We start from the raw sequence: 24700 nt of genomic DNA, 5'->3' as shown, positions 1-24700 counted from the left end.
GTGCCTAAATTATTAATTTTGTAATAGCCGCTAAGCGGTAAAATGGATTTTAATCAAATGGATAAATTCGACTTTTCAACACTATCAAGTTCAGACATTTCTTACATTGACTCTCTCTACGAACAATACGAATCAAACCCGATGGAAGTAGAAGAAAGTTGGCGCAACTTTTTTCTAGGTTTTGAATTCGGTGCCGGTAAAGGTAGCACAGGTGCCGGTGGTGAAGTAAGTGATGAGAAGTTACGTAAAGAATTCAACGTATTCAGACTAATTCAATCTTATAGATCAAGAGGACATCTACTTTCGGATACAAACCCGATTCGTCCAAGACTTGATCGTCATGCACGTATCTCTCTTCAGGATTATGATCTAACAGATGCTGACCTAAATGAAGTTTTTACATGTGGTGAGTTTGTTGGCCTTGGTGCAACGACTCTTAAAAATATCATGGATCACATGAGTAAGCTTTATAGCGGTAAGATCGGAGTTGAGTATATGCACTCAACAGATACTGAAATGAGACGTTGGTTTAGAGAAGAGTTTGAAACAACCTACCTAAATAAGAACTTCAATGTTGATAAGAAAAAAAGAATCCTACACAAACTGAATGAAGCAAATGTTTTTGAAAACTTTCTTCAAACAAAATATACAGGACAAAAAAGATTTTCACTAGAAGGTGGAGAGTCGACGATCCCAGGACTTGATGCATTCATTAACGAAGGTGCAAGATTAGGGGCCAAAGAATTTATTATCGGTATGGCCCACCGTGGACGTTTAAATGTTCTAGCAAATACTCTTGGTAAAACTTATGAGTATATTTTTTCTGAATTCGAAGGAAACTCTCTTGAGCAATTAGCAGGTCAAGGAGATGGTGACGTTAAGTACCACATGGGATTTACTTCAGTAACGAAGACTGAAGATAATAAAGAAGTTTACCTAAAGCTTCTACCAAACCCATCACACTTAGAAACAGTTTCTCCTGTTGCCACTGGTTATGCTCGTGCTCAAATTGATATTGCGTACGGAGGAGATGAGAGCAAAATTATCCCAATTGTCATTCATGGTGACGCTGCTGTTGCTGGCCAGGGGATTGTTTATGAAACTCTTCAAATGTCAGAGCTTCCTGGTTACCGTACAGGTGGTTCAATACACTTTGTAATTAATAATCAAATTGGTTTTACAACTGACTTTACGGATGCTCGCTCATCTCAGTACTCAACGTCAGTTGCTAAGATGCTAAATATTCCAATTATTCACGTAAATGGCGACTGTCCTGAAGACGTTGTTTATGCATGTGAGCTTGCTGTTAAGTTCAGACAAAAATTTAAGCGTGATGTTTTTGTTGATATGGTTTGTTACCGTAAGCACGGTCACAACGAAGGTGATGAACCTAAATATACTCAACCAGAGCTTTATGGAATGATCTCAAAGCATAAGAACCCACGTGAAATGTATATCGAAGAACTTGCTAGTCACGGTGCAGTTGATAAGGCCGTGGCAAAAGAAATGCAAGAAGAATACAAGAATCTTCTTTCTGATCGTTTTAACAATGTTAAGCAAAATGTTATTCCTAAGAAGGTTCCGGGACCACACAGAGAGTGGAAAGATGTTCGCTTCTCTACATTAGAAGACTTTGCAAGTTCACCAGATACTAGTGTTGATAAGAAGACACTTGAAAATATTATTTCATCAATCACTCAAACGCCTGAAGGTTTTAAAACTTTAAGAAAGGCGCAGAAACTTCTTGATCAAAGAAAGGCTGCTTTTGAAAGTGATCAAATTGACTGGGCCCTAGCTGAGCTATTTGCATACGGATCAATTCTTACAGAAGGTAACGATGTTCGCTTCTCTGGAGAAGACGTTATTCGTGGGACATTTTCTCACCGTCACGCAAAAGTTTTTGATGAGAAAACTAATGAAGCATATTGTGGCCTTGAGCACCTAACAACAGGTCAAGGTGACTTCTATATCTACAACTCTCTACTTTCAGAATATGCAGTACTTGCTTTTGAGTATGGTTATTCTCAAGCAACACCGCATGCACTAAATATTTGGGAAGCACAATTTGGAGACTTCACTAACGGTGCTCAAATCGTTATTGACCAATTTATCTCAGCTGCAGAAAGTAAGTGGAGAAGAATGAGTAACTTAGTTATGCTACTTCCTCATGGATATGAAGGAGCAGGGCCAGAGCACTCTTCTTGTCGTCCAGAACGATTTCTACAGCAATGTGCTGAAGAGAATATGGTTGTTTGTAATATTACAACTCCAGCAAATATGTTCCATGCGCTTAGACGCCAGCTTAAGTGGGAGTTTAGAAAGCCACTCGTTGTTTTCACTCCAAAGTCACTTTTAAGACATCCTCTCTGTCAGTCAAAAGTAGAAGAGTTTACATCAGGTAAGTTTGAAGAAGTTTTTGATGATACTTGGGTTAACCCAAAAGACGTTAAGAAAGTTGTTCTTTGTACAGGTAAGATCTACTACGATCTATTAAAGTACCAACAAGAGAATGATCGCAAAGATGTTGCCGTTATTCGTCTTGAACAATTATATCCACTTCCGACAGAAAAGATTAAGGCAATCCTTGATAAGTATCCAAATGCAACTCATCGTTGGGTACAGGAAGAGCCTTCAAATATGGGAGCTTGGATGCACCTTAACCGTTGGCGTGACACTTTCAGAGATATTGATTGTGTTTCTAGGAAAGCTTCGGCTTCACCAGCGACAGGGTATGCATCTGTACACCTTAAAGAACAAGAAACAATTGTAGAAAAAGCTTTTAGCTAAAAAATAAATAAGGATAAAAAATGGCAATCGTAAAAATTACTATTCCACCAATTGGAGAATCGATCACAGAAGTTGCTCTTGGAGAGTGGCTTGTTGCAGATGGTGACTTTGTAAATGAGGGTGATGAACTTGTAGAAGTAGAATCAGATAAAGCAACACTTCCTCTTCCAGCTGAAGAAAGTGGTGTGATTAAGATTATCGCTGAAGAAGGTGCTGAACTTGAAATTGGTGCGGTAGTTGCAGAACTTGATACTTCTGCAGCAGCTCCAGCTCAAGCATCAAGTGATGAAGCTCCAACTGCAGTAGAAACTCCAAGTTCACCGGCAAGTGCTCCAGCTACAGGTGGAGATAAGAATTATCCATCTCCAGCAGCTGCAAAAATTCTTGCTGAAAAAGGTGTTGCGGCCAGTGCTGTGGCAGGAAGTGGGAAAGATGGAAGGATCACGAAAGCTGATGCTATGAACGCAAGTGCTGCTCCAAAAGCGGCTCCAGCAGTAAAGGCAGCTCCTGCTCCAACTATTGAAACTCAAGTTCCAATGGGTGGTGCAAGTAGAGCGAAAGAAGAAGTAAAAATGAAGCGTATCCGTAAGACAATTGCTAAGCGTCTTGTGGAAGCAAAGAATACAACGGCAATGCTTACAACTTTCAATGAAGTTGATATGTATAATGTAATGGAGCTTCGTAAGAAGTATAAAGATGCTTTTAAAGACAAGCACGATATCGGACTTGGTTTCATGTCTTTCTTTACAAAAGCATGTACGAAAGCTCTTATGGAAATCAAAGGTGTTAACGCACAAATTGATGGTGAGAATATCATCTATCACGACTATGCTGACGTTGGTATTGCGGTATCGACTCCAAAAGGTCTAGTTGTTCCAGTTATCAGAAATGCAGAAAGCCTAAGTCTTGCTCAGATCGAAAAGGAAGTAAGAAGACTAGCACTTAAAGGTCGTGACGGAAAACTTACTGTGGACGAAATGACTGGCGGAACATTTACAATCACTAACGGTGGTGTTTTCGGTTCGATGCTTTCAACTCCAATTATCAACGTTCCTCAATCTGCGATTCTAGGAATGCACAATATTGTTGAAAGACCAGTTGCTGTAAACGGACAGGTTGTTATTCACCCTGTAATGTACTTAGCACTATCTTATGACCACAGAATCATCGATGGTAAGGAGTCAGTAACATTCCTTAAGATGGTAAAAGAGATGTTAGAAGATCCTGCTAGAATGCTTCTAGATATCTAATTTTAAATTTAATTTTTAAGGAATAAATATGAGTAAAGAATTTGATGTTGTTGTAATTGGTTCTGGTCCTGGTGGATACATCAGTGCTGTTCGTTGTTCACAACTTGGAATGAAAGTAGCAATCGTAGAAAAATATAATACTCTTGGTGGAACATGCCTAAATGTAGGTTGTATCCCATCAAAGGCATGGCTTGATTCAAGTGAAAAATTTCATGAAGCAACTCATGAATTTGAAGCACACGGAATCACAACTGGAAAAGTTAAGGCCGACATTAAAAAGATGGCCGAGCGTGTAGCTGGCGTTGTGGCCGATACTTCAGGTGGTATTACATACCTAATGGGAAAGAACAAAGTTGAAACTTTCCATGGGTTTGGATCATTCGTTGATGCACACACTCTAAAAGTTGAAGGTGAGAAAGAGGAAACTCTTAAAGCTAAGCACTTTATCATTGCTACAGGTTCAAAGCCTGCGACAATTCCTGGAATTGAAATTGATAAAGAAAGAATTATCACTTCAACAGAAGCTCTTAAGCTTGAAACTCTTCCAAAACACTTCATCGTTATTGGTGGTGGTGTAATTGGTCTTGAGCTTGGTTCTGTCTTTTTAAGACTTGGTTCAAAAGTTTCTGTTGTTGAGTACGCAGATTCAATCCTTGCAACAATGGATAAAGATTGTGCAAAAGAGATGACAAAAGTTCTTAAGAAGCAAGGAATGGAATTCTATACTGGTCATGGTGTAACTGAAGTCGTTAGAAAAGGCGCTAAAGTTGTTGTTAAGGCCAAGAACAAAAAGAATGAAGAAGAGATCAAACTAGAAGGTGACTACTGTCTAATGGCAGTTGGCCGTCGCCCATACACTGACAATCTTGGTCTTGAGAACGCTGGTGTGAATCTTGATGAGCGTGGACGTGTTATCACTGATGATCACTTAAGAACTAACGTTCCACATATTTATGCAATCGGTGACGTTACAACTGGTGCAATGCTTGCTCATAAAGCGGAGGAAGAAGGTGTTGTTGCTGCTGAGATCATCGCTGGTCAAAAGCCACATATCAACTACAACCTAATTCCTGGTGTTGTTTACACATGGCCAGAAGTTGCTTCTGTTGGTGTAACTGAGCAAGAACTAAAAGCAAATAAGACTCCTTATAAAGTAGGTAAGTTTCCATTTAAAGCAAGTGGTCGTGCCCGTGCTTCAAATGAATCAGCTGGTTTCGTAAAAGTATTAGCTTGTAAAGAAACTGATGAGATTTTAGGGGTACACATTGTTGGCCCACGTGCTGCAGACTTAATTGCTGAAGCTGTGACTGCAATGGAGTTTAGAGCTGCTGCTGAAGATATTGGACGCATTTGTCATGCGCACCCAACTTACTCTGAAGCATTCAAAGAAGCTGCTCTTGATGCATTTGATAAAAAACCGCTAAATATCTAGCTAAAGATAGAAGGCACCTTAGGGTGCCTTTTTTATGACCCCTGAAGATAACTCAAAACTCCCATCCAAAAATATCTTTCGAATTAAATATCCATCAATTCTTTCATTAGCACGGCGCTTTTGAATGAGCTGCTGTATGTCTTGAGAGTAGTCACTAGAGCTTGCGCTCCTAAGCTCATAATTAAAGTAAATTGTTCGAGGAGGTGATTTAAGTTCAAGAGTAATCTTATCTTCGTCATCAAAGTAGTGCTTTAGGCCTTCTGAATCTGCTAACCACGGGCGTTGATCCTTGATGATAATAAGATCATCACCTTTTTCTTGAAGCGCTTTAAATGCCTTATACAAACTTGATTCCTCTTTATGAGAAAAAATATAGCTATGAGGGTTATGGCGTGGGAATACAAGTTTAGTTAGTTTCTTTTTACGAGAGAAACTATGTCCAAGGCGGTTTAAAAGTTCACCATGGGATTCGATGGCGATAATAGGAGCATCTATTTGCGCGATGATTTCATCTAGAATCTTTCCAACAGGAAAGTAGAGGAAGAAGTAATCAATCTTATAGTCTTTGATTAAGTCTTTATGAAAGATATCATTGATGAAGATGTGCTTCGTACATGATAGCTTAGTTGCTGCATAATCAATTCGCTCTTTGACTGGCTCGATGCTTATCACTCTAATATTTGGAAAGAAGTGATTTGCGACAAAGGCCATCTTTGAATAAGAGGCTCCGATATCGCAGATGACGATTTCCTTTGCATCTTTTAATTCATTGATTTTCGTAAGAATCTCATGGAAGTCTGAAAGGGAAGTATTAATGGCCTCTTCTTGTAGGCCACAAAGGTAAAGTTCTTCAGGTGAAGTTTGTACTTTCTCATTTAAGCCTGCTTCGATTTTTTCAACAACTTGCACTTGAAAGCCAATTAATTTGGCCAATTCTTCTTCTCTTTTTTCTAAGTGGTTTTTATTGGAATCTTCCACAATTCAATACCTTATCATTAATCAAATAGGAGTTTGTAAACAAAAACAGAGTAAACTACTAATATTATTAAATTTTAGTTTAAATCTTACCGATATACTAGATAGAACAGCTGAGGAAATATTGAAGAAACTTTTCATCGCAGACACATTCACAACTTTTAGAGAAATCGATATTAACGATCTCTACGTTGAAGCGCTCTCAGGTGTCGTTTTTTCGAATCAGTATGGTTTTGATGTTAAGAAGTCACAATGGTTTGAGTTATCTAAGATGAGTTTACCTCGAGTTGTGATTGACGCTCTTAAGCCAAGTCCTGAGAGCTTTGAAAAACCTCAATCTGCACCAGATGGACACAGTATTAAGAAAGAAGAGTTAGAGATTAAGAGTACCCATAATAATGAATTACTAAGTGCGATTTCTAAAATTGTAAAAGATGAAGTTTCAACAATCGGAAATCAACTTCGAGATGAGTTTGGTCAAAAGATTTCAAATGTCGAAGAGAGGATCGGAGATATCACACAACTTATTGGTTCATCGGGGAGTGATCGCAGCGAGATCATTATAGGTAAGCTAGAATCTATCTTAGATGAAACTAATCTTATCAGTGATGTTAATCGTAAGATAACAAAAGTTCTCTCCACAGCACGTGAGCTGGGGGATGGAAATTCAAACTCTCAAGAATACCAAGCGAAGTTTAATGCACTTAAAATCAAATATAAAAATCTCGCCGTTGAAAATAAAATTGCACGAAAGAATCTTTCAAAAGTAATAGCAAAGGCCAAGGCCTTGAATGCAAAGCTAGAAGTTGCAGAAAAAGAATTAGAAAATTTCAAGAGTTATACTGATAGTAAGATCGGCATTTCTGCAGTCAATGAAGAAGTGAAGATTGAAGATGTTACACCACCAGAAGAAAGTACTAGTGCTGGACCTAAAATTAACCTTATTTCACGTGACTCACTTGTCTTAGAAGATGAGGACCGTACTGTTGAAATTGATTTAAGTGAAGAAGCTACAGGAGAGTTTGATATCTCAAGTGGTGGACTAGAAATAGCGACCCGCGCTCAAGTTGATGACTTAGAACTTGATCGATTAAATATTGAAGGACTTAAAAATGGTAAGTCTTTTGAAATCTCTAATAAGAAGTCATGGCAATATGATACGGGGGCCGGTGTTGTTGGTCCTTTACGCTTCGATGAAATGCTAGTTGACTTAGAGAAGAATATTATTACATCTGAAACACTTGTTAAAAAGAAGGCCGGTGCACCTTGGGTTGCTGCCAAAGAATGTCTTGAGCTAAATACACAAGCACAATTAGTTTCTGAAGATAAAGAAAATCCAGAAAATAATAAATATCAAATTGAAAGAACTGAGTATCGAGTCGATCTTCAAGAACTGGTTTCATTTTCACTTGTAGGAGTTCAAAAAGATTATAAGGGCTACCTGACAAATCTTTCCCTTAGTGGAGGATTTGTTGAAGTGACGAAATTTGAGAAAGAATTTGACAAAAATACTCGTGGAACGATCTATATCTCTGAGGGCCTATTTGGCCGCGCACTCGCAGTTGATTTCACTATCATGAGAGCATCAAAGAATCGTCCTAGAGGCTTTGGGCTACGCTTTGAGTCTGTTTCGGACTCGATCATGGAAGTTATTGGAGAGCGTATGATTGAAATCCTCAACAATAACGACGACTCTAAGAAAGCTGCTTAAATTACTATTTTGCATTGCGTTTCAAAAAAACGGACTGAATCAGTCTAAGTCCTTGATTAAATAAATGTATCCGTTGATAATTAAGAAAAGGAAATGGTGGTTCGGGCGGGACTTGAACCCGCACGGGGTTGCCCCCACTGGATTTTAAATCCAGATTGTCTACCAATTCCAACACCGAACCGCTATTTGTGTTTAACGATTTTGGACTATAACGTGTATATTTGTCAATTCAAAAAAACTACTAAATTCATTTTTCTTTTACTTGCAATTTTCATTGTAGGTTGTGCAACAAAAAAAATTGTTCTACCAACTTCTCAAGTTAAGCCGACTTGGTTTTCAGGAGAAGGTAATTTCAATTATCTAACTTATGAGGGGAGAGTTGTTCCTCATTTATTTTTCGACTTTGCACCACGTATTGATATGCGTACTAAGCTTGTGGATGTTTTTATTACAACGCCCCGTGATAGTGAGGTTCATTTCGAACTTGATTTAGTTAGTGGACGAATTTTCAAAGAACGTAAATTTTGTAAAGAAAAAGATATTTGGAATGATTACACATCAAATATATCAACTCCAAATTTTTCTTGGGCCGTTATTCCAAGACTTCTAGGCCGGGATGGAAAGCCTCAGCGAGTGGCCGTCTTCGGTGACTTAAAATACCTTGTTGATGGTAGCTTCCCGCGTGAGGAAACCATTCAAGTTCAAATCATTGGTGGCTATATTTTAAAATCTTGTTTAACGGGGCTGTGTGACTTAAATGATGACTGGAATTCAGAAGTAATTCTAATTGCAAAGAGTATGCTTGATGAATCTCTTCAAGAGGTTCAAGGGCTTAATACCTTAAAGAAATATGTCGATTGGAAGTATGCTAAGGCCTTTATCGAAAACTCAATGGGCCGCAACGATGTGGGAAGAAAGCTAAAGGGAGCCTACCGTTTAGAATCTCCAATTCTACCCAATCGTGCTCTTAAATATGTAATCAACTCTGGTCACTTGTTTTCAAATAGTGAACTACAAACATTAAAAACGTCATGTCGTAAGGTCTACGATGATGCTCTCGTAATTTTTAGAAAAGAAGAAGGGATTTCACAACGATTTATTGAATTCTATCGCAATCACCTTGATCGTTTTAGTCTATGTCGAAAGTATGTGCGTCCGTTTAATATTCAAAAAGAGAAGGACAAGCATTGGAAGCTAGAATATTTAACGGCCTTTGAAAATGCTGTTCAAACAGGCTATTATTTTGACTGTCGTTTAAAGACATGGGTGCGCAATGTGAGAGATAGCAAAGGTAAGTTTGTTGTCGATCAAAGAAAATTAATTGGTGGGTGTCGCGATCATGAAATTGCAGCTTCATTTCCTGCAGCAATCACATTATTATCTAGTGCTGCTAACTCAGGGGCCCCATATTATCGCTATATTGAATACGATAGTGGTGCAGACACATTCAATCAAAAGATATATAATTGGGTGTGGTCAAACGGTAAGAAACAAAGTTGTGCTCCAGATAAAGAAGTTGGGCCAATCTTTCCATACGACGTAAGATTTAATTTAAAGTAATTGGATAATTAAATAGATGAATATTTTTGATATCACGAACGAAATTCAGGTAAAATCAAAAGCAGAGCTATCAATGCTTATGCTTTCTAACTTTGATAATCAACATATTGTTTTCTCTGGCCTGACATGTCTTGACCTCTTAAATGCAGGAGAGCTTAAGGAAAAATATAATCTTTTAAATTCACGCTTTTTACTTATCTATCAATTTCAAAATTTAAATAATCACAAAAGACATTTCTACGCCCTCTCATTAGGCTATGGACAAACAGCGCTTTCATTTTCTCATTTATTTGAGTCAATGACTTGGTTTGAGGCCGAAGTTAATCGAAACTTTGGTGTTCACTTTTATCGAAAAGAAGATCGTATTCAATATGAGGTTGTTACACCTAAGGGGAAGTACCACTTAGAAAAAGATAACCTTGAAGATTCTTTATGTAAGTCGTACCTTTCACCCCTTAAAGTAACTGGTGAAGAAGTCGAAGTTCCGGTTAAAAAGTTTAATAACCCACTTTCAAGTTCAGTTGTTCGTTTTAATATCGATGAAAATCGTATTAGTGATAGCTTCTTTGATTTTGACTTTAGTAAGTCAGAGTCTTTAGAAAAGCAAATTGAGGGAAAGAGCCTTGAAGAGGCCATCTCCTTATTATTAAAGTCTAATTTACCTCTAAAGACTATTACATCTCTGTTAAGTCTTGAATTAAGTGAGTACGTTGAAAACATAGAGACAAGTAGTTCCGTAAAAATTCATCGTATGTTTATTTATGAAATTCTTTGTGCACTTGAGAATTTAAAGTGTTTAGAGAAAGTTTTTAATCTTTCATCTTTCAAAGAGTTACATCAAGTTTTAAATTATCAATTTGAAACTCTAAATAATTTCACAAATCTTTCACAGGTTCAATCAAAAGACGAGCTTAGTAAGCTAATTAATTCTGAAGATCGCAAATGGGTTTACGATATTAGAGATCGTATTCATGATTATCAAGAAATTATAAATGATATCATTCAGACGATAGAGGGGAATAAGTACTTTTTAAATTTAGAAAGCTACTTTCATTCAAATCTTGGGGCCCTCGATTTTTCACTTAAATCAATGCCTCTACAAAGCTATGGTTATCACTATAATAGTAAGAAGTATGAGCCCTTCTATGAATATAGTGATCTTGCAAATACTGAGTTCCTTGCTCTTAATGGAACAACTTATGAACTCCTGCTGATTCGTTTAAAAGAATTAAAGAATACCTATTCAAATATTATTAAAATCTGTGAAGAATATCCTATTATAAGAAAAGGAGTTGAGCATAAGCCTAACTCGATTAAAACAGGGATATTTCTTGCAACAACACAAGTATCTTCTGGTGACGTTTCTATCATTTCATATCTTAAAGAAGATGGTGTGATTGATCGCTTTCACTTGATGTCGCCGACAATGGCAAATTTAAAATACTTCTCAAAAAGACTAAAGAAATTCGCTCTTTCACAAATTGCTTGTGAATGGAATGCTTTAGGGATTAGTGAAGAGGAAATTGTAAAATGATTCTATCTAAAAATATTTATCAAAGCCGCTGGCGTATTGTGATCTTTTTTAAGAGGGCCGCATTATATTTAAAATTAAAAAGACTTAAGTAGATCTTTAACAGGTATTCTAGTATTTGGAAATTCGATAGGTGTTTGATTAAATAATTGCCCAATTTCGCTAATAAAGATACTTCGATCTAATTCAATAGCTCCAAACGATTTAGTAATAGGTGTAACCATTTGAGTATCAAGAAATGGAATGTGGTTGCTTTTAACTATCGAAAGAATTGCTAATAGAGCAATTTTTGAAGCATTAGACTCTTTATAAAACATGGACTCACCACTTAGGAAATGTCCCATGCTAACTCCGTAGAGCCCGCCAATAAGTTGATCTTTCTCATTTCTAACTTCTACACTATAGGCAAAGTTTTTATGGAATAAATTAAAGTAGCCTTCAATGATCTCATCTGTAATCCAAGTACCTTCTAAAGAATCTGAGTGAACTTCTTGGCATTGTCTGATGACTTCTAGAAATTCTTGATTGAATGATATTGTCCATTCACTTTTTTTGACAAATTTAGTTAGGGATCGACTTATTTGAATGTCGTCTAAGCGAATAACACCTCTTTGCGGAGGTGAGAACCAAGCAAGGGGATACTCTTGGGATATTGGCCAAGGAAAGATTCCACTTTGATAGGCCAGTAGAAGAGAGTCATGATGGAGGTCTCCACCAATTGCTAATAGCCCTTGCTCATCTGCGATTTCGACTGGGGGAAACTCAATTATCGGCACGTATCATGGCCTCCATCATAAGAGCGCTCATTGCAGCTCCTACTTCAAGTGTTGTACGAGAGCCTTCTTCGCTTAGGCCTACTAATGGAGCAATCTCTACCATATCAGCACCAGTTAGTTTAAAGGCGTTAGTAAACTCTTTAATCATTGTAGCACATTCATGTGGCATTAGTCCCTCTGGTTCAGGTGTTCCAGTTGCACTTGCAACACTTTCATCTAGGGCATCAATATCAAAGCTGATATAAATCTCTTCAATTCCTTGTGCCTTAAGCTCTTCAATTGTTTTGAGTGCTAGCTCTTTGGCTCCAATTTCTTTTACATCTTTGGCCCAGTATTGGTTTAGGCCAAACTCACTTTCCCAGTGCTCTTTTGATTTTCCTGTTGAGCGAATTCCAAATTGATAACAATGCTTAGGAGTTTCAAGATCATCTAAGACATGTGTTAGCCATGAACCGAAGCAGTAATCAATACCAAGTCTTTCTCTTAAAAGGTCTGTGTGTGCGTCAAAGTGAATAAGACCAACTTTCTTACCAAGTGATCTGCGATTATTGATCCAGGCCTTTACTAGTGGGAAGCTTACCGAGTGGTCTCCTCCAATGCTAAAGATCTTTAGATCTTTGTTACTTTTGAAAACCTCATCAACACTTGCTTTTGCAATACTAAGCGGAGAAACACTAAGCTGCTTTCCACCGTATAGTGCATTTTGAGCACTCTTTATTGTTTCATTATTTAAGTATTTATCATGTAATAGGTGAGGAATTACCCTAATATCACCTAAATCAAAACATTGCTTATACACTTCAAGATGTTCTTCAATTAGTGTATTTCTAAGAAATAAAGGCCCCCAGTTTGCACCTCTTTGAATTCCTCCTCCACAGTCAGAGGCAACTCCTAAAATAGCGCAACCATGTACATCTGCAAGCTTAGAGAGTTCATTTGCCCAAGCTGTTCTGATATCTTGATCTTCTGTTGTGTTATAGAGAACTTTAGTTAATTTATCTTTTCTGTCTTTCGCTGTATTAACTGTGAATACTCCAAAACCTGGAGGGCATAGATAATCATTTAATAATGTTTCATTTGTTTTAGTCATATATAGTCCTTAAATTTATATTAAGAAATCACCCTTAACTCGAGAGCTTAGGAGTGCTGTTTTATAAAGGTCTAGTTCCTGGTCGTGAAGATAGTCTCGAACAACACGTTTTTCAAACTTTATAATAGCGTCGTTAATTCCCTTATACACTCCTGCAATATGTGAGCTTAGGGTTATATTAGGAAGGTGTTTAAATTCATTAAAGTCAATTGGCTCTTTTTCAAATACATCAATAATAGCATGGGCATTCTTATTTTTACTTAAGAACTTTACGAGGGCCTGCTGATCGATAAGCTTACCTCTGGCAGCGTTCATGATGAGAACATTATCTTTCAAGAGCGAAAAAATATCTTCATTGAGAATGTGATAAGACGTTTTATTTAGTGAACAGGCCATGATGATAATATCAGAGTTGGCCAGCTCTTCTTTAAAGTACTTTGTACTTTGCTGCTTATTTTGGTATGGGTCGTAGTAGCTGATATTTACATCAAGTATTTCAAGGGCATTGCCTAGTCTTGCACCAATTGGGCCACGACCTATGATTAGAGTTTTCTTTGTGTGTAAAAGTTCTCGGTTATAGCTTCTCGCTTCATCCCACTGATATCTGTGAGGAATTTGTCCTTGATGGTTTAGTAATGCCTGGAGATAGAATTGGGCAACTGCATTTGCTCTTATTTCATTTCCTAAAACGATAGGGAATTTTGCGTTTTTTACAAACTCAAGAGAGAAGTTATCATAGCCTGAATTTGGATGAATCCACAGTGCAATATTGGCATGTTCAAGTGATTTTACAATGCTCTCGTTATTTGTGTAGCTTGTTGAGATCACAATAACATTTTCACCCTCTGGAATCTCAATAGGTGTGTCCACACACTTGATACCAAGCTGGCCTAGTGACTGCCTTTCTTTTACGCGAAAGGCCTCACCTTGATAGCTAGAAATCTCTGGTCGATAGAAGTAATAATTCATACCCTTAATCTATCAATTTTTCCTTTGCTTTGCTAGAAGCTAGAGTAAATTAAGTCCTGCTTGATCGTTTTACACTTTTTTATTGTGCGATATCGGCCATTTATCGTTGAGTGTTGATCATGATCAAGAACTTTTATTAAACGGCATGATTTAATCTTCTTTGTGAACATATTTCGCGAATCATCATAATCAAAGTCTAGATTCTCTGCCATCTCTTCTTTTGAAACCTTAAATAGTTCTTGCTCTTTGTTGGCCTTTATCGATGAAACAAACTCAATTCCAGATCCTTTACGGTATGCATTTTCAATGATCTCATCTGGAGAAATTGTATTTCGACCAAAAATATAGCTTGTTGGCCACCTCTTATGACCAAAAGCATGGTAGGGAACTTCTGAGCAGACTACCTTATCAAGAGTTGTCACGTCGAAGTTAAAGTCATACTTTTTATTAAGTTGCTCAAGTGCAACCTTTGTCACCATTTCTCTTGCCCATTTATTTTCTAGAATTCCCTTTTCGCGGACTATTGTGATTTCATCAATCTCTAGAAAGTCTTCAAGAGAAACAAGGCGGCTTCCTGGTCGAATTGATTCAACAATCGTTTTTCCTTTGCGAATATCATTATGATATTTTTTTATAAATGGAGTATCCCATAGCCCTGCTAGTTTTAGTTTTTGTTCAGTACCAAGATAGATGGCGATATGACCAAAGTGTCCTGGGATAAAGAAGTCTGTTGCAGCAAATGGTGTTTTTTCTGCAATAATATCCAGCGGCTTTAGTACCGTATCGAGGTAATCGAGTGCTCGTTCGTTGGCATACATATGACCATGGCGAAAACGTAGTTTCCCAACAAGATTTCCAAATAGTCCTGAGATGAAATTTGTCGTACGATTAAAGATCTCAACAAACCAATCTCTAATACTATAAAACTCAATAGTTGGAAGTCTCTTTCCAAGTAAGTGTTTTTCAATCTGAAACTTCTCTACAAGCACAACACCTCTTGTTAGGTCAGGATTTAAAAGCTTTAGATAGTAGTAGTGATTATCAAGAAAGACTCTAAGGTCACTTTGTAGTTCATCATTAAACTTTTCACTCTTTGCTATTTTTGTAAATTGCTTGAGAACTTCGACTTGTTTCTCGTTATCCAGAACTTTAATAACTTCTTTTGTTAATTTTTTTATCGTTGGATTCTTATAGAATATATTATGTGTCGCAAAGTAGAGATTCACATAATTAAGTTTTGCAAGCAGGTTTGTAACTCTAATTTGTGCATAATCAATTTCTGAGTAAGAACGACTTTGTCTAAAATCTCTAACTGTGTAGAGGCTGGACTTTTCCATAATAAGTGCAGCTGTATTCATGAGGTTGCCAATAATAGATAAGTCGGCACCACGGATTGGTTTATGATTTTTTGATTGTCGGTAGAGAACTTTACTGTACTCTGTTGTGACGTTCACAAGTTGTCGACTTGCGTTGATTAGTTTTTCAAGTTCACGAATATTGTAGCCTAGCTTTAATGGGTCATAGCCTGTGTCATTTATTCTATCTTGGATTTCATATATCTGAGTCATTGTCGAGTGGAACAATTTATTGTCTTTCTTGCTCTGGGCCTGAGCGTAGAGTACGTTCATTGTTAAGAGGAAAATGGCGATAATTTGTTTCATTTTAAAGTCCTAATTCTTGAATTCTTTCGCGCCATTATGCCATTTTAGGTACTTAGCGTGTTGTAAATTGTAAAATTTTTAACTTTGTCTATTCTTTAGTGGATCAAACTATGTTAAAAGGAATGTATATTTAAGTACTTAGAATGAACCGAAGGGAAAAGTATGATATCGATCAAGTCGAAACGCGAAATTGAATTAATGAGAGCAACGTCGAAGTTAGCGGCATCAACTCTTGAGTATATTGAACCATTCGTAAAACCTGGTGTGAGCACAGAGGAATTAAATAATCTTTGTCATGAATATATTATTAAAAATGGTGCGTATCCATCACCATTAAATTATCACGGTTTTCCAAAGTCAGTTTGTACTTCACTTAATGAAGTTGTCTGCCACGGAATCCCTAGTACAAAAGATGTTCTTAAAGATGGTGATATTTTAAATATCGACGTCACAACATATTTAAATAAGTTCCACGGTGATACAAATAAAACTTTCTTAGTTGGTAATGTTTCTGATGAAGTTAAGAAGCTTGTTGATGTTACTTATCAATGTATGATGGAAGGGATTAAACAGGTGCGTCCAGGTGGCCACATTGGTGATATTGGAGCATCTATTATGGAGATTGCTCACGATCATGGTTATGGTGTCGTTGAAGATTATTGTGGCCACGGTATTGGCCGTGAATTTCACGAAGACCCTCAAGTTGTTCACGTTGGTAAGAGAGGTAAGGGCGCAGAGATGAAGCCTGGTATGACTTTTACTATTGAGCCAATGATCAACTTAGGTGTAAAGGACTGTAAAGTTCTTAAAGATGGTTGGACAGTTCTTACAAAGGATAAGAAGTGGTCGGCACAATTTGAGCACACAATCTTAGTTACAGAAGGTGGCTTTGAGATTCTAACTCTTAGAAGCTATGAGGTTCATCCTTAATAGTGAATACGAGCCTTATTGCACCAGATTTAAAGATTAATAATCCATGCCGAGTTGAGCTTAGGTTTTCTAAGCTCAATGAAGTGCGTGAGTACTTTGTCGAAAGTAATGATAGTTCTTTAAAAGAGATCATCGTGTCGGTTCTTGAAAAGGCAAAGAGCTCTAAATCACAATTGTTAAATGAAATTGAAGCTGCTCTTGTCGAAAACACAGGGCAGTCACTAGAGCTATTTAGATTCTTTAAAGAAGTCTTAAGTTATTTTTCCCCTAATCAACTCATGGCCATTGATACAGAAAATACTCTGTGTCGATGTTTTGGCGTGAGTCGTAGTGAAGTTGCTGCTCTTATAGAAAGGGGAGCAAGTGACCCTTTAACAATCACGAACCTATCAAAGGCCGCAGGTGGCTGTGGTTCTTGTCTTTCCGATATCATTCCAATGTTTAAAACAAGTCGCGAGGAAAAAGTTGTTCCAAGTGTGACTTTCAATGGTTTCAAAAAAGATATGGTTGCAGGAAAAAGGCCATATCAATTCCTATTAGAAGATATTTATCCTCTTGCTGAAAAACTTGGAGGAATTAGTGTCGAGGGACTTATTGGACACCATCTTTATATTATTGGTGACGAAGAAGCCGCAAGTGCAAAAGAGTTTATCTCTACTTTAACTGCACTGGATTCTCAATTAAGTATTTTCTTTATTTAGTTTTTTTACACTTCATTAATATCGCATCAATATTTTCTAAAGAATCATAAATCTTTAACAGCGACTCTTTTGAACCTTTTAGAGTTGAGAGACTTACTTCTCCTTCAAGATAGCGATAGCGAGCATAGAACTCTTTTAATCCAGGAATATTTTGTTCAAGACAGTCTGCGCTGCTTGCTTGTATCTGAATTTTGGCAAGATACTCCATTAGGATCTTAATAGACTTTAGACGAAACTCATTATAAGTCGACACCGAATATTGAACACCAATACCACCGTCTTCTTCCTTAAAGTCAAAGATATTTCTTTGGCCTGTTGTTAGGGCCTTAAGAAGCTTCAGAGTTGGTGACTTACTTGGATCAGAACAAAACTTATTGTAATAGCCTTTTGAGAACTGAGGGTTACCTACAGAAGAAATCTCATTGATCATAATTTGATTTAAGTGATAGCGTGGACCTGTATCGTGTCTCTTAGCATAGTAGCTTTCCTCTTGTCCTAGGCACAGCAATATCGTCTTGGCCTGGGCAGGAAGAGTGATCATAAAATTAACAATAAAAATTAATAATGGGTATTTCATTCGTTCTAACTGTGTTAAATTATTAGTATCAATTTATTTTACTTTAAGTATGGATGGAAAACTAGGGTAAGTTTTGAAAGAGATGGGATTAATTGACCATTTAGAAGAGTTGCGCTCTGCACTTATTAAAATACTAATCATTATTTTAGTATCTTTTGTGGTTTGCTATGCCTATGGGGACCTCATCCAGGAGATTCTGCTAAGACCACTTAGAAACGCTTTAGGTGATTCTGGTGGGGGCAAGGTCGTCTACCTTGGACTTCTCGATAAAGTACTTTCTCAATTTCAAGTAGCATTTTACTCAAGTGTTATTCTTTCTTGTCCCTTGTGGTTTTACCAGGTTTGGAAGTTTATCTCTCCTGGTCTCTACGATCATGAGAAGAAGGCCGTTAAGCCTTTCCTCATCATTGGCCTCTTTCTTTTTGCCACTGGTGTAAGCTTTGGCTACTTTATCGTTTTTCCTCTTACATTTGAAACTCTCATGGGATTTGGAGTGCAGAATGTTGAGGCCACAATTGGCCTAAAGGATTATCTGGTTCTTTCAAGTAAGGTTCTCGTTTTTCTAGGGCTTATTTTTCAATTACCAAATGTTCTTCTTATTCTCGGCTTTATGGGAATAGTGACAAAGCAGTCGCTAGCTAAAATGAGACGCTATGTTTACGTTGGCTTTGCTGTGGTCTCTGCCATGCTGACACCTCCAGATGTGATAACAATGATGGGCCTTTGGGTACCTCTTGTTGCTCTTTTTGAATTGGGAATATTGGCCGTTGCGTTAATTGTTCACCCATATCTTTCTCGTCATCACATGAAATAGGCGGTATGATTTCTTTATGAAATCACTACTAAAGAAACACGTATTGTTAAGTTTAATTTTTGGCGTCTGCCTTTCATGGTTTTTTGCAACGGTCTTTATCGACTTCATTGCAGCTCCTAGTATCTTTCGAAATGTTAGCTCTTTAAAAGAAGCTGGAACACTAGGTGGGATCATCTTCACTTCATTTAATATTATTGAAATGATCTTTGCCGTGCTACTTATCATGGCCACATTTCTTTATAAGAAAGAAGGCAAGACATCTGTTGTTATGAAGTTTATCGCTGTAACAACTCTCATTCTTGCTATCGTTTATACGACTAAGCTTTCTCCTGGAATTCGTGACTCTCAGATTGCAAAATCAAACTACGCTCATACAGATGAAGAGTACCAGGTTTTTGAAGATAAACTAAGAGGTTATCATAAACTCTATGTTCGCCTTGATAGCTATAAGCTTCTAGCGCTTTTAACAATGTGTGGAGTTTCTCTAACAAGTCTAATGAGACTAGAAAGCAATGAAGGTGAGGCATGATTTTAGTAACTGGTGGCGCTGGTTTTATAGGGAGCGTTCTCGTTGCTAAACTAAATGAGCTTGGACGCGATGATATTATCATTGTTGATCGCTTCGATCACAATGAGAAGTGGAAGAATTTAAAAGGCGTAAAGTATGCTGAGTATTTTCATGCTGATGAATTCATTGATATTCAATTAGAGGAAGTCCATAAGCAAATCTCTTGCATCTATCATATGGGGGCCTGTTCATCGACGACTGAGATGGATATGGACTACTTAATGACTAATAATGTTGGTCATTCGAAGTTCTACTTTGACTTGGCCTGTGATTTAAATATCCCTTATATTTATGCTTCTTCTGCTGCTACTTATGGTGATGGTGAACTTGGCCATGAAGACAAGGAAGAGGAGCTTGGTAAGCTTCGTCCACTTAATCCGTACGGTTACTCAAAACAATTATTTGATGAGTGGGTATTAAACCAAACAGATCGTCCAAAGCATTGGTTTGGGTTAAAATTCTTCAATGTCTATGGGCCTAACGAATACCACAAAGAAGAAATGCGCTCTCTTGTTCATAAGGCCTTTGAACAAATTAATGAAGTAGGTAAGGTAAAGCTCTTTAAGTCTCATAAAGAAGGTTATGAGGATGGGAAGCAGTTGCGTGATTTCGTCTATGTTAAGGATGTCGTCAACGCCATGCTTGAATTATCAGAGAAGGAGATGGCCAAGCACTCTGGTATTTACAATATCGGTACTGGGCGAGCAGACAGTTTTCTTAATCTAGTTAATCAAACATTCATTGCTATGGGACGTGAACCTAATGTTGAGTTCATCGATATGCCGATGCATCTTCGTAATCAATATCAATACTACACACAAGCAGATATGGATAAGTTTAGAAAGATTCTTCCTAACTTTGAGTTCCGTATTGTTGACGAAGGTGTTGCCGACTATGTTAAGAATCACCTGATGAAGGACAATCCATATGTCGAAAAACTCTAAAGAATCTGGGTTTGAAGCAATTCTTGAGGCCATCTCTTTAATGAATAAAGAAGAGAAGGAAACCCTTATTTCGAATATTACGAAAATGGATTTTGACTTAGCTGACAAGCTACGTGCAAGTATGTATCGTTTAAAGGATCTTCAATTCATCACTCCTCAAATGATGAGTGAGTTCTTAAGGGAAGTTAAAACTGAAAGCTTAGCTAATGCGTTGAAGCTTGAAAAAGAAGAAGACCGCACTGGTATTCTTGCAAAGCTTCCTAAGAGTATTCGTGAAGAGATTCTTTTCTTCACCCAGAAAAAAATTCCGAAAGCACAGGCCTTAGAGGCACATCAGGAGATTATGCTAATCTATTCTAAGATGATCGATGATCAGCGCCTGATTATCTCACGAGATGATAAACTCGTATAAACTCAACGAAAATTAACGACTGGTGCGTTCTGATAGTGCCAATACTGGCCTTAAAAAGTCAGTCTGGCACCAAAATCCTCCTTTGCACCCCCTAATTCCATAAAATTTATCCGAATAACTGACTAAAAAGTTGGCACGGGCATTGCTTTATAAATAGCAGAGAAAGGAATCTCTCTAAAGTTATCAGGATGAAGACTTTAGGTATGACGTGAAGGACTACTAATTTTTAGATTGAATGGAGATACTATGAACAATGAACAAAAAGAACATTTCAAAAACTTATTCATTAATCTTAAAAATCAGCTGGTCAGTGCAACAGGAAGTGTCGAGCAAGTACTAACTAACGAGACCAGTGGTGACATTATCGACCAAACTTCAAATGAAAGGGATGCTCAACTAAAACTTAAGCTTATGGGAAGAGACAAATTCCTACTGAACAAAGTTAATCGTGCTCTTGAAAAAATCGCTAGCGGTACTTTTGGAGAGTGTGAAGAGTGTGGAGATGAAATCTCAATCAAAAGACTTCATGCAAGACCAATCGCAACTTGTTGTATCTCTTGTAAAGAAGAGCTTGAAAGAGAAGAAAATTCTCGTACATATGAAAAGCGTTCTCATACAAATGGAAATGCAATGAGCGCACATAATAAGAATGTAGCTTTTAAGCATGCCGATGGAATGGATGAGAATACAAATGTTGTTTCAATTGAAACTTTCGCAAGAAGCTTCGATGAGAAAAATGCAGCATTCTAAAAAAAACTTTAAGCAAAGGATAGATAGAAAAAAGGCCAGTTTAAAACTGGCCTTTTTTTATTTGAAAATTTATTTTGTTAAAACAACATAAAGAAGAATATCAGCTTCGTCATTACTTAACTCATCACCAGAAGAAATCTCTCCAGCTTCTTCTAGCTCGTACCTAATAAGATCTCTAATTGAATCAAGAGTGTCTTGATCTTCTCTTTCAATCGCTCTTTCTACTTCTTCGCGATTAAGGCCATTAATTGCTCTTGCCGTAACTTGAAGAGTTGAAGCTGTAGGTACAAAAGTCAATTGAACTCCTAACGTTACTGCCACCTCTGTATATAATAGGCCAGCATATGCCCAACCACTTGTTACCATTGAAGTTGCCGCAACTGTATTTGAAGTTGCTTGAAATGCTTGAGCACTAGTTGTTACAGTTAATGCTAGAATTGTTGATAGTATAATGTTTTTCATTTTCTTACCTCTGTAATCTTTATTTTTGTTGATGTTTTTTGTTTGGGTATAGATATACGAAATAGATTATTAAAGCAATACTGTTGTAAAAAATATAGGTGAAAGAGAAGAGAGAGGCATGCATAGAAATAGGCCAGTTTTGTACTGGCCTATTATTATTATTTGAAAATTTATTTTGTTAGAATAACATAAAGAAGAATATCAACTTCCTCATTACTTAACTCATCACCAGAAGAAATCTCTCCAGCTTCTTCTAGCTCGTATCTAATAAGATCTCTAATTGAATCAAGAGTGTCTTGATCTTTTCTTTCAATCGCTCTTTCTACTTCTTCACGGTTTAGATTATTGATTGCTCTTGCCGTAACTTGTAATGAAGAAACACTTGCTGCAAACGAAGTTTGAAATCCTAGCGTTGCAGTCATTTCTGTATAAAGGCCCGCGGCATAAACCCATCCCGTTGTCACCATCGAGCTTGTATCTAAAAAGTCTTTTGTTGCTTCAAGGGCATTGGCCGAATTAGTAATTGTTAATGCCATTAAAATTGATAAAGTAATTTTTTTCATTTTTTCCCTCAAATTTATTCTTTAGATTTATTTGGTGAGAATATAAACGAAAAAAGTCTTGATAGGGTAAGTTTTGAAAATTATATAGAGATATGCACCACCTTTTCTCAATATTAAGCTCTTAACGTCTTAAAATCACGAAAAGGTGGCGCGTACTATTTAGTTGATATGATTAGATAATTCGCTAATAAGGTCTTGAGAACGTTTTACGAATACATCTCTTTCTTCTGGCTTAAGTCCTTCGCTAGAGATTCCCGCAAGGTCTTCAACGTGCTGACATAGCTTCTTTGCCAGGTCTTCATTCTTACCACTTGCGTGGATCTTGAATGCACTTTGAACTAGTGGGTTCGATGTATTTACAACAAGGGTTTTCTTAATAGGGAATTGGTGGTCTCCACCCATTGATTGAGTCATTTGAGCAAAACGCTTCATTGACTCATCAACTTTAAAGTATGCAGGAGTCTGTGCATTGGCCATACGTCCAATTTCAAGTCCCTTGCTTGCCGGTGCTTCACCTTCTTTTTCTTCAAGTTTGATATCGAGGAATTTAGCAAACATCTCTTTGACTTTTATATCGTCTTCAGAAGTTGATTCACTTCCTAGAAGGTTTTCAATTTCTGAGTCAACACTTACAAATTTGATTTCAACTTCTTCTTCACCTTTTTTGAATTTCTTCATCTCTGAGTGTTGAATAAAGTGTGGATCAATATGGTTATCTGTTTCAAGTGCCCAAATTCCAGCTTCTTTAAGTTGAGCTAGAAGTGATTGGTTGGCCGCATCTTTTTCAAAGTATAGGATTTTTCCTGCCATCTTCTCTGTATACTCTGCTGGTACTGATTCAAGGTATTCGTTAAGTGTAACGAATTTTCCTTCGTTCGTTTTGAAGAGGGCGCGCTCGCGCATGATAGCATCAAATTTTTCATCAGATACACAGCCGTATTTTACGAATAGGCCAATATCATTCCAGATGCTCTCATACTTTGCTCTATCTTTCTTATTAAGAAGCTTAAGTGCTTCTGCAACTTTTTTCACAATATAGTTTGAGATCTTTCTTACGTTTGGATCACCTTGTAGAGAAGAGCGTGAAACATTTAGTGGAATATCATGTGAGTCAATTGCACCTTTTAGAAGACCTAAGAACTCTGGGATAATATTCTTTACGTTATCCGAGACAAAGACCTGACGGCAGTATAAGCGAATATTCTTATCACCAACTGGCTTCATTGGATTGTACTTAGGGAAGAAGAGAATACCATTTAAAGTAAATGGGTGATCAACATTTAGGTGAATCCAAAATAATGGTTCGCCGTCCATTGGAAATAGCTTGCGATAAAGGCCCTTGTAGTCTTCATCTGTTAATTCTTTTGGATCACGTTTCCAAATTGGGTTAGTGTCATTAATGATAATTGGTTCAACATCCTTACCCTTATCATCACCATCTTGGATCTTCTCATTTACATCGCGAAGAGAAATTTCATATGGCATGAAATCACAGTGATTAGAAAGTGTTTCATTAAGTTTCCACTTGTTTAGAAACTCTTCTGATTCACCATTTACGTGAAGAGTGATTGTTGTCCCAATCTCTTTCTTATCTGAGTCTGTAAAAGTGTATTCAGTGTCACCTTCACAAGACCATTTTGTGGCCTTTGAACCCTCTGTCATTGAAAGTGAGTCAACTTCAACTTTGTCTGCGACCATGAAAGCAGAGTAGAAGCCAAGTCCGAATTTCCCGATGATATCCTTATTTGATTCACCGCCAGCATCTTCCATCTTTTTGATAAACTCTTCTGCTCCAGAGAAGGCAAGTTGAGCGATATACTTTTCAACCTCTTCTTCAGTCATCCCAATCCCGTTATCTGTTACGGTAATTGTCTTTGCTTCTTTATCAACGGCCACTGAGATCTTTCCAGTAGGGTTCTCTGCTCCTGTTTGGCGAGCTAGAGTTGATCTCTTCGTGATAGCATCACTTCCATTGGCAATTAGCTCGCGGATGAAAATATCATGCTCTGAGTAAAGCCATTTCTTAATAATTGGAAAAATGTCACTTGTAGCAACGGAAATCTGTCCTGTGCGATTAGTCATCGATACTCCTTCATATATAATCAAGTAGATAATTGTCTTATGCTTCAAAGATGGGAGCTAAAGTGTCTACGTCAAGGGTGGAGAGTAAAAAATTTACTTAAATTCTTAAAATCATTGAAAAAATTAGGTATAAGATAGGAATTCATAATTTATAG

General features: G+C 37.3%; 22 protein-coding genes and 1 tRNA gene. 13 read left to right on the top strand and 10 right to left on the bottom strand.

The features are described 5' to 3' along the window. Positions 1-42: 42 nt before the first annotated feature. The 3 genes from ABMA76_RS06975 to lpdA are packed head-to-tail and all read left to right on the top strand — an operon-like array spanning position 43 to position 5469. Positions 43-2787, top strand: a complete 2745-nt coding sequence (locus tag ABMA76_RS06975; protein ID WP_392907698.1) for a 2-oxoglutarate dehydrogenase E1 component — start codon at positions 43-45, stop codon at positions 2785-2787. Positions 2788-2807: 20 nt separating this feature from the next. Then, a complete protein-coding gene (odhB, locus tag ABMA76_RS06970; protein WP_392907700.1) occupies positions 2808-4037 on the top strand; it encodes a 2-oxoglutarate dehydrogenase complex dihydrolipoyllysine-residue succinyltransferase in 1230 nt (409 codons plus the stop codon). A 28-nt stretch (positions 4038-4065) separates the two neighbouring features. Continuing rightward, the gene (lpdA, locus tag ABMA76_RS06965) at positions 4066-5469 is read left to right on the top strand and encodes a dihydrolipoyl dehydrogenase (RefSeq protein ID WP_392907702.1); all 1404 of its coding nucleotides are present in this window, start codon (positions 4066-4068) and stop codon (positions 5467-5469) included. 18 nt (positions 5470-5487) lie between these two features. Here the strand turns inward: lpdA and ABMA76_RS06960 are convergent, their stop codons facing one another. Continuing rightward, positions 5488-6447 (bottom strand): hypothetical protein, encoded by a 960-nt coding sequence (locus ABMA76_RS06960; protein ID WP_392907704.1) that lies wholly within the window; start codon positions 6445-6447, stop codon positions 5488-5490. Positions 6448-6568: 121 nt separating this feature from the next. Between ABMA76_RS06960 and ABMA76_RS06955 the strand changes: the two genes are divergently transcribed. Next, positions 6569-8155 carry a PilZ domain-containing protein gene (locus ABMA76_RS06955; protein ID WP_393061244.1) on the top strand — a complete coding sequence of 529 codons (1587 nt, stop codon included), beginning with the start codon at positions 6569-6571 and terminating at the stop codon, positions 8153-8155. A 94-nt stretch (positions 8156-8249) separates the two neighbouring features. Here the strand turns inward: ABMA76_RS06955 and ABMA76_RS06950 are convergent. Next, positions 8250-8336, bottom strand: a tRNA-Leu gene (locus ABMA76_RS06950). Positions 8337-8368: 32 nt separating this feature from the next. Between ABMA76_RS06950 and ABMA76_RS06945 the strand changes: the two genes are divergently transcribed. Continuing rightward, entirely contained in the window at positions 8369-9715 is a 1347-nt protein-coding gene (locus tag ABMA76_RS06945; RefSeq protein WP_393061242.1) for a hypothetical protein, read from the top strand. A 16-nt stretch (positions 9716-9731) separates the two neighbouring features. Further along, complete coding sequence (locus ABMA76_RS06940) at positions 9732-11249, top strand: hypothetical protein (protein ID WP_393061240.1); 1518 nt, start codon at positions 9732-9734, stop codon at positions 11247-11249. Positions 11250-11323: 74 nt separating this feature from the next. Here ABMA76_RS06940 and aat read toward each other — a convergent pair whose 3' ends face one another. Genes aat through ABMA76_RS06920 form a run of 4 tightly spaced genes read right to left on the bottom strand, consistent with a single transcriptional unit; the run spans position 11324 to position 15742 of the window. Next, a complete protein-coding gene (aat, locus tag ABMA76_RS06935; protein ID WP_392907713.1) occupies positions 11324-12022 on the bottom strand; it encodes a leucyl/phenylalanyl-tRNA--protein transferase in 699 nt (232 codons plus the stop codon). Further along, entirely contained in the window at positions 12009-13112 is a 1104-nt protein-coding gene (locus ABMA76_RS06930) for an arginase family protein (protein ID WP_392907715.1), read from the bottom strand. Before ABMA76_RS06930 ends, aat begins: the two co-directional genes overlap by 14 nt. Positions 13113-13127: 15 nt before the next feature. Next, positions 13128-14081, bottom strand: coding sequence for an NAD(P)-dependent oxidoreductase (locus tag ABMA76_RS06925; RefSeq protein ID WP_392907718.1), 954 nt, complete (start codon positions 14079-14081; stop codon positions 13128-13130). Positions 14082-14113: 32 nt separating this feature from the next. After that, the gene (locus tag ABMA76_RS06920; RefSeq protein ID WP_393061238.1) at positions 14114-15742 is read right to left on the bottom strand and encodes a YiiX/YebB-like N1pC/P60 family cysteine hydrolase; all 1629 of its coding nucleotides are present in this window, start codon (positions 15740-15742) and stop codon (positions 14114-14116) included. Positions 15743-15904: 162 nt separating this feature from the next. On the opposite strand from ABMA76_RS06920, the gene map reads away from it, so the two are divergent. Together map and ABMA76_RS06910 are read left to right on the top strand one after the other, a co-directional pair. Then, positions 15905-16672 (top strand): type I methionyl aminopeptidase, encoded by a 768-nt coding sequence (gene map / locus ABMA76_RS06915; protein ID WP_392907721.1) that lies wholly within the window; start codon positions 15905-15907, stop codon positions 16670-16672. 2 nt (positions 16673-16674) lie between these two features. Then, positions 16675-17373, top strand: a complete 699-nt coding sequence (locus ABMA76_RS06910; protein WP_393061236.1) for a bacterioferritin-associated ferredoxin — start codon at positions 16675-16677, stop codon at positions 17371-17373. On the opposite strand, the gene ABMA76_RS06905 is transcribed toward ABMA76_RS06910, so the two are convergent. Next, the gene (locus tag ABMA76_RS06905; RefSeq protein WP_393061234.1) at positions 17366-17950 is read right to left on the bottom strand and encodes a hypothetical protein; all 585 of its coding nucleotides are present in this window, start codon (positions 17948-17950) and stop codon (positions 17366-17368) included. The genes ABMA76_RS06910 and ABMA76_RS06905 overlap by 8 nt on opposite strands. 82 nt (positions 17951-18032) lie before the next feature. Between ABMA76_RS06905 and tatC the strand changes: the two genes are divergently transcribed. From tatC to ABMA76_RS06880, 5 genes are all read left to right on the top strand, one after another. Next, entirely contained in the window at positions 18033-18764 is a 732-nt protein-coding gene (gene tatC, locus ABMA76_RS06900) for a twin-arginine translocase subunit TatC (RefSeq protein ID WP_392908602.1), read from the top strand. Between the two features lie 16 nt (positions 18765-18780). Next, positions 18781-19293, top strand: coding sequence for a DUF4149 domain-containing protein (locus ABMA76_RS06895; protein WP_392907728.1), 513 nt, complete (start codon positions 18781-18783; stop codon positions 19291-19293). Further along, positions 19290-20276: an ADP-glyceromanno-heptose 6-epimerase gene (rfaD, locus tag ABMA76_RS06890; RefSeq protein WP_393061232.1), complete on the top strand. Its 987-nt coding sequence runs from the start codon at positions 19290-19292 to the stop codon at positions 20274-20276. Before ABMA76_RS06895 ends, rfaD begins: the two co-directional genes overlap by 4 nt. Beyond that, complete coding sequence (locus ABMA76_RS06885; RefSeq protein ID WP_393061231.1) at positions 20260-20688, top strand: FliG C-terminal domain-containing protein; 429 nt, start codon at positions 20260-20262, stop codon at positions 20686-20688. The genes rfaD and ABMA76_RS06885 overlap by 17 nt, the downstream gene beginning before the upstream one ends. 246 nt (positions 20689-20934) lie before the next feature. After that, positions 20935-21438, top strand: a complete 504-nt coding sequence (locus ABMA76_RS06880; protein ID WP_393061229.1) for a TraR/DksA family transcriptional regulator — start codon at positions 20935-20937, stop codon at positions 21436-21438. Positions 21439-21507: 69 nt separating this feature from the next. Here ABMA76_RS06880 and ABMA76_RS06875 read toward each other — a convergent pair whose 3' ends face one another. From ABMA76_RS06875 to htpG, 3 genes are all read right to left on the bottom strand, one after another. Then, positions 21508-21900 (bottom strand): hypothetical protein, encoded by a 393-nt coding sequence (locus ABMA76_RS06875; protein ID WP_393061227.1) that lies wholly within the window; start codon positions 21898-21900, stop codon positions 21508-21510. A gap of 170 nt (positions 21901-22070) precedes the next feature. Next, positions 22071-22463 (bottom strand): hypothetical protein, encoded by a 393-nt coding sequence (locus ABMA76_RS06870; protein WP_393061225.1) that lies wholly within the window; start codon positions 22461-22463, stop codon positions 22071-22073. Between the two features lie 159 nt (positions 22464-22622). Further along, on the bottom strand, positions 22623-24545 hold the full coding sequence (gene htpG, locus ABMA76_RS06865) for a molecular chaperone HtpG (protein ID WP_393061223.1): 1923 nt from the start codon (positions 24543-24545) through the stop codon (positions 22623-22625). Between the last annotated feature and the right edge of the window lie 155 nt (positions 24546-24700).

It is taken from the genome of Halobacteriovorax sp. ZH5_bin.2 (assembly GCF_043196375.1).
Classification (GTDB): Bacteria; Bdellovibrionota; Bacteriovoracia; order Bacteriovoracales; family Bacteriovoracaceae; genus Halobacteriovorax_A.
Note: the sequence above shows the minus strand (reverse complement) of the source record. Positions and strands in the feature narration are given on the sequence as shown.

Bases quoted from the DNA above. Each gene is read 5' to 3' on its own strand.
- ABMA76_RS06975 (WP_392907698.1), top strand. From the start codon at position 43: ATGGATTTTAATCAAATGGATAAATTCGACTTTTCAACACTATCAAGT.
- odhB (WP_392907700.1), top strand. From the start codon at position 2,808: ATGGCAATCGTAAAAATTACTATTCCACCAATTGGAGAATCGATCACA.
- lpdA (WP_392907702.1), top strand. From the start codon at position 4,066: ATGAGTAAAGAATTTGATGTTGTTGTAATTGGTTCTGGTCCTGGTGGA.
- ABMA76_RS06940 (WP_393061240.1), top strand. From the start codon at position 9,732: ATGAATATTTTTGATATCACGAACGAAATTCAGGTAAAATCAAAAGCA.
- ABMA76_RS06930 (WP_392907715.1), bottom strand. From the start codon at position 13,112: ATGACTAAAACAAATGAAACATTATTAAATGATTATCTATGCCCTCCA.
- ABMA76_RS06925 (WP_392907718.1), bottom strand. From the start codon at position 14,081: ATGAATTATTACTTCTATCGACCAGAGATTTCTAGCTATCAAGGTGAG.
- ABMA76_RS06920 (WP_393061238.1), bottom strand. From the start codon at position 15,742: ATGAAACAAATTATCGCCATTTTCCTCTTAACAATGAACGTACTCTAC.
- map (WP_392907721.1), top strand. From the start codon at position 15,905: ATGATATCGATCAAGTCGAAACGCGAAATTGAATTAATGAGAGCAACG.
- ABMA76_RS06905 (WP_393061234.1), bottom strand. From the start codon at position 17,950: ATGAAATACCCATTATTAATTTTTATTGTTAATTTTATGATCACTCTT.
- tatC (WP_392908602.1), top strand. From the start codon at position 18,033: ATGGGATTAATTGACCATTTAGAAGAGTTGCGCTCTGCACTTATTAAA.
- ABMA76_RS06895 (WP_392907728.1), top strand. From the start codon at position 18,781: ATGAAATCACTACTAAAGAAACACGTATTGTTAAGTTTAATTTTTGGC.
- rfaD (WP_393061232.1), top strand. From the start codon at position 19,290: ATGATTTTAGTAACTGGTGGCGCTGGTTTTATAGGGAGCGTTCTCGTT.
- ABMA76_RS06885 (WP_393061231.1), top strand. From the start codon at position 20,260: ATGTCGAAAAACTCTAAAGAATCTGGGTTTGAAGCAATTCTTGAGGCC.
- ABMA76_RS06880 (WP_393061229.1), top strand. From the start codon at position 20,935: ATGAACAATGAACAAAAAGAACATTTCAAAAACTTATTCATTAATCTT.
- ABMA76_RS06875 (WP_393061227.1), bottom strand. From the start codon at position 21,900: ATGAAAAACATTATACTATCAACAATTCTAGCATTAACTGTAACAACT.
- ABMA76_RS06870 (WP_393061225.1), bottom strand. From the start codon at position 22,463: ATGAAAAAAATTACTTTATCAATTTTAATGGCATTAACAATTACTAAT.
- htpG (WP_393061223.1), bottom strand. From the start codon at position 24,545: ATGACTAATCGCACAGGACAGATTTCCGTTGCTACAAGTGACATTTTT.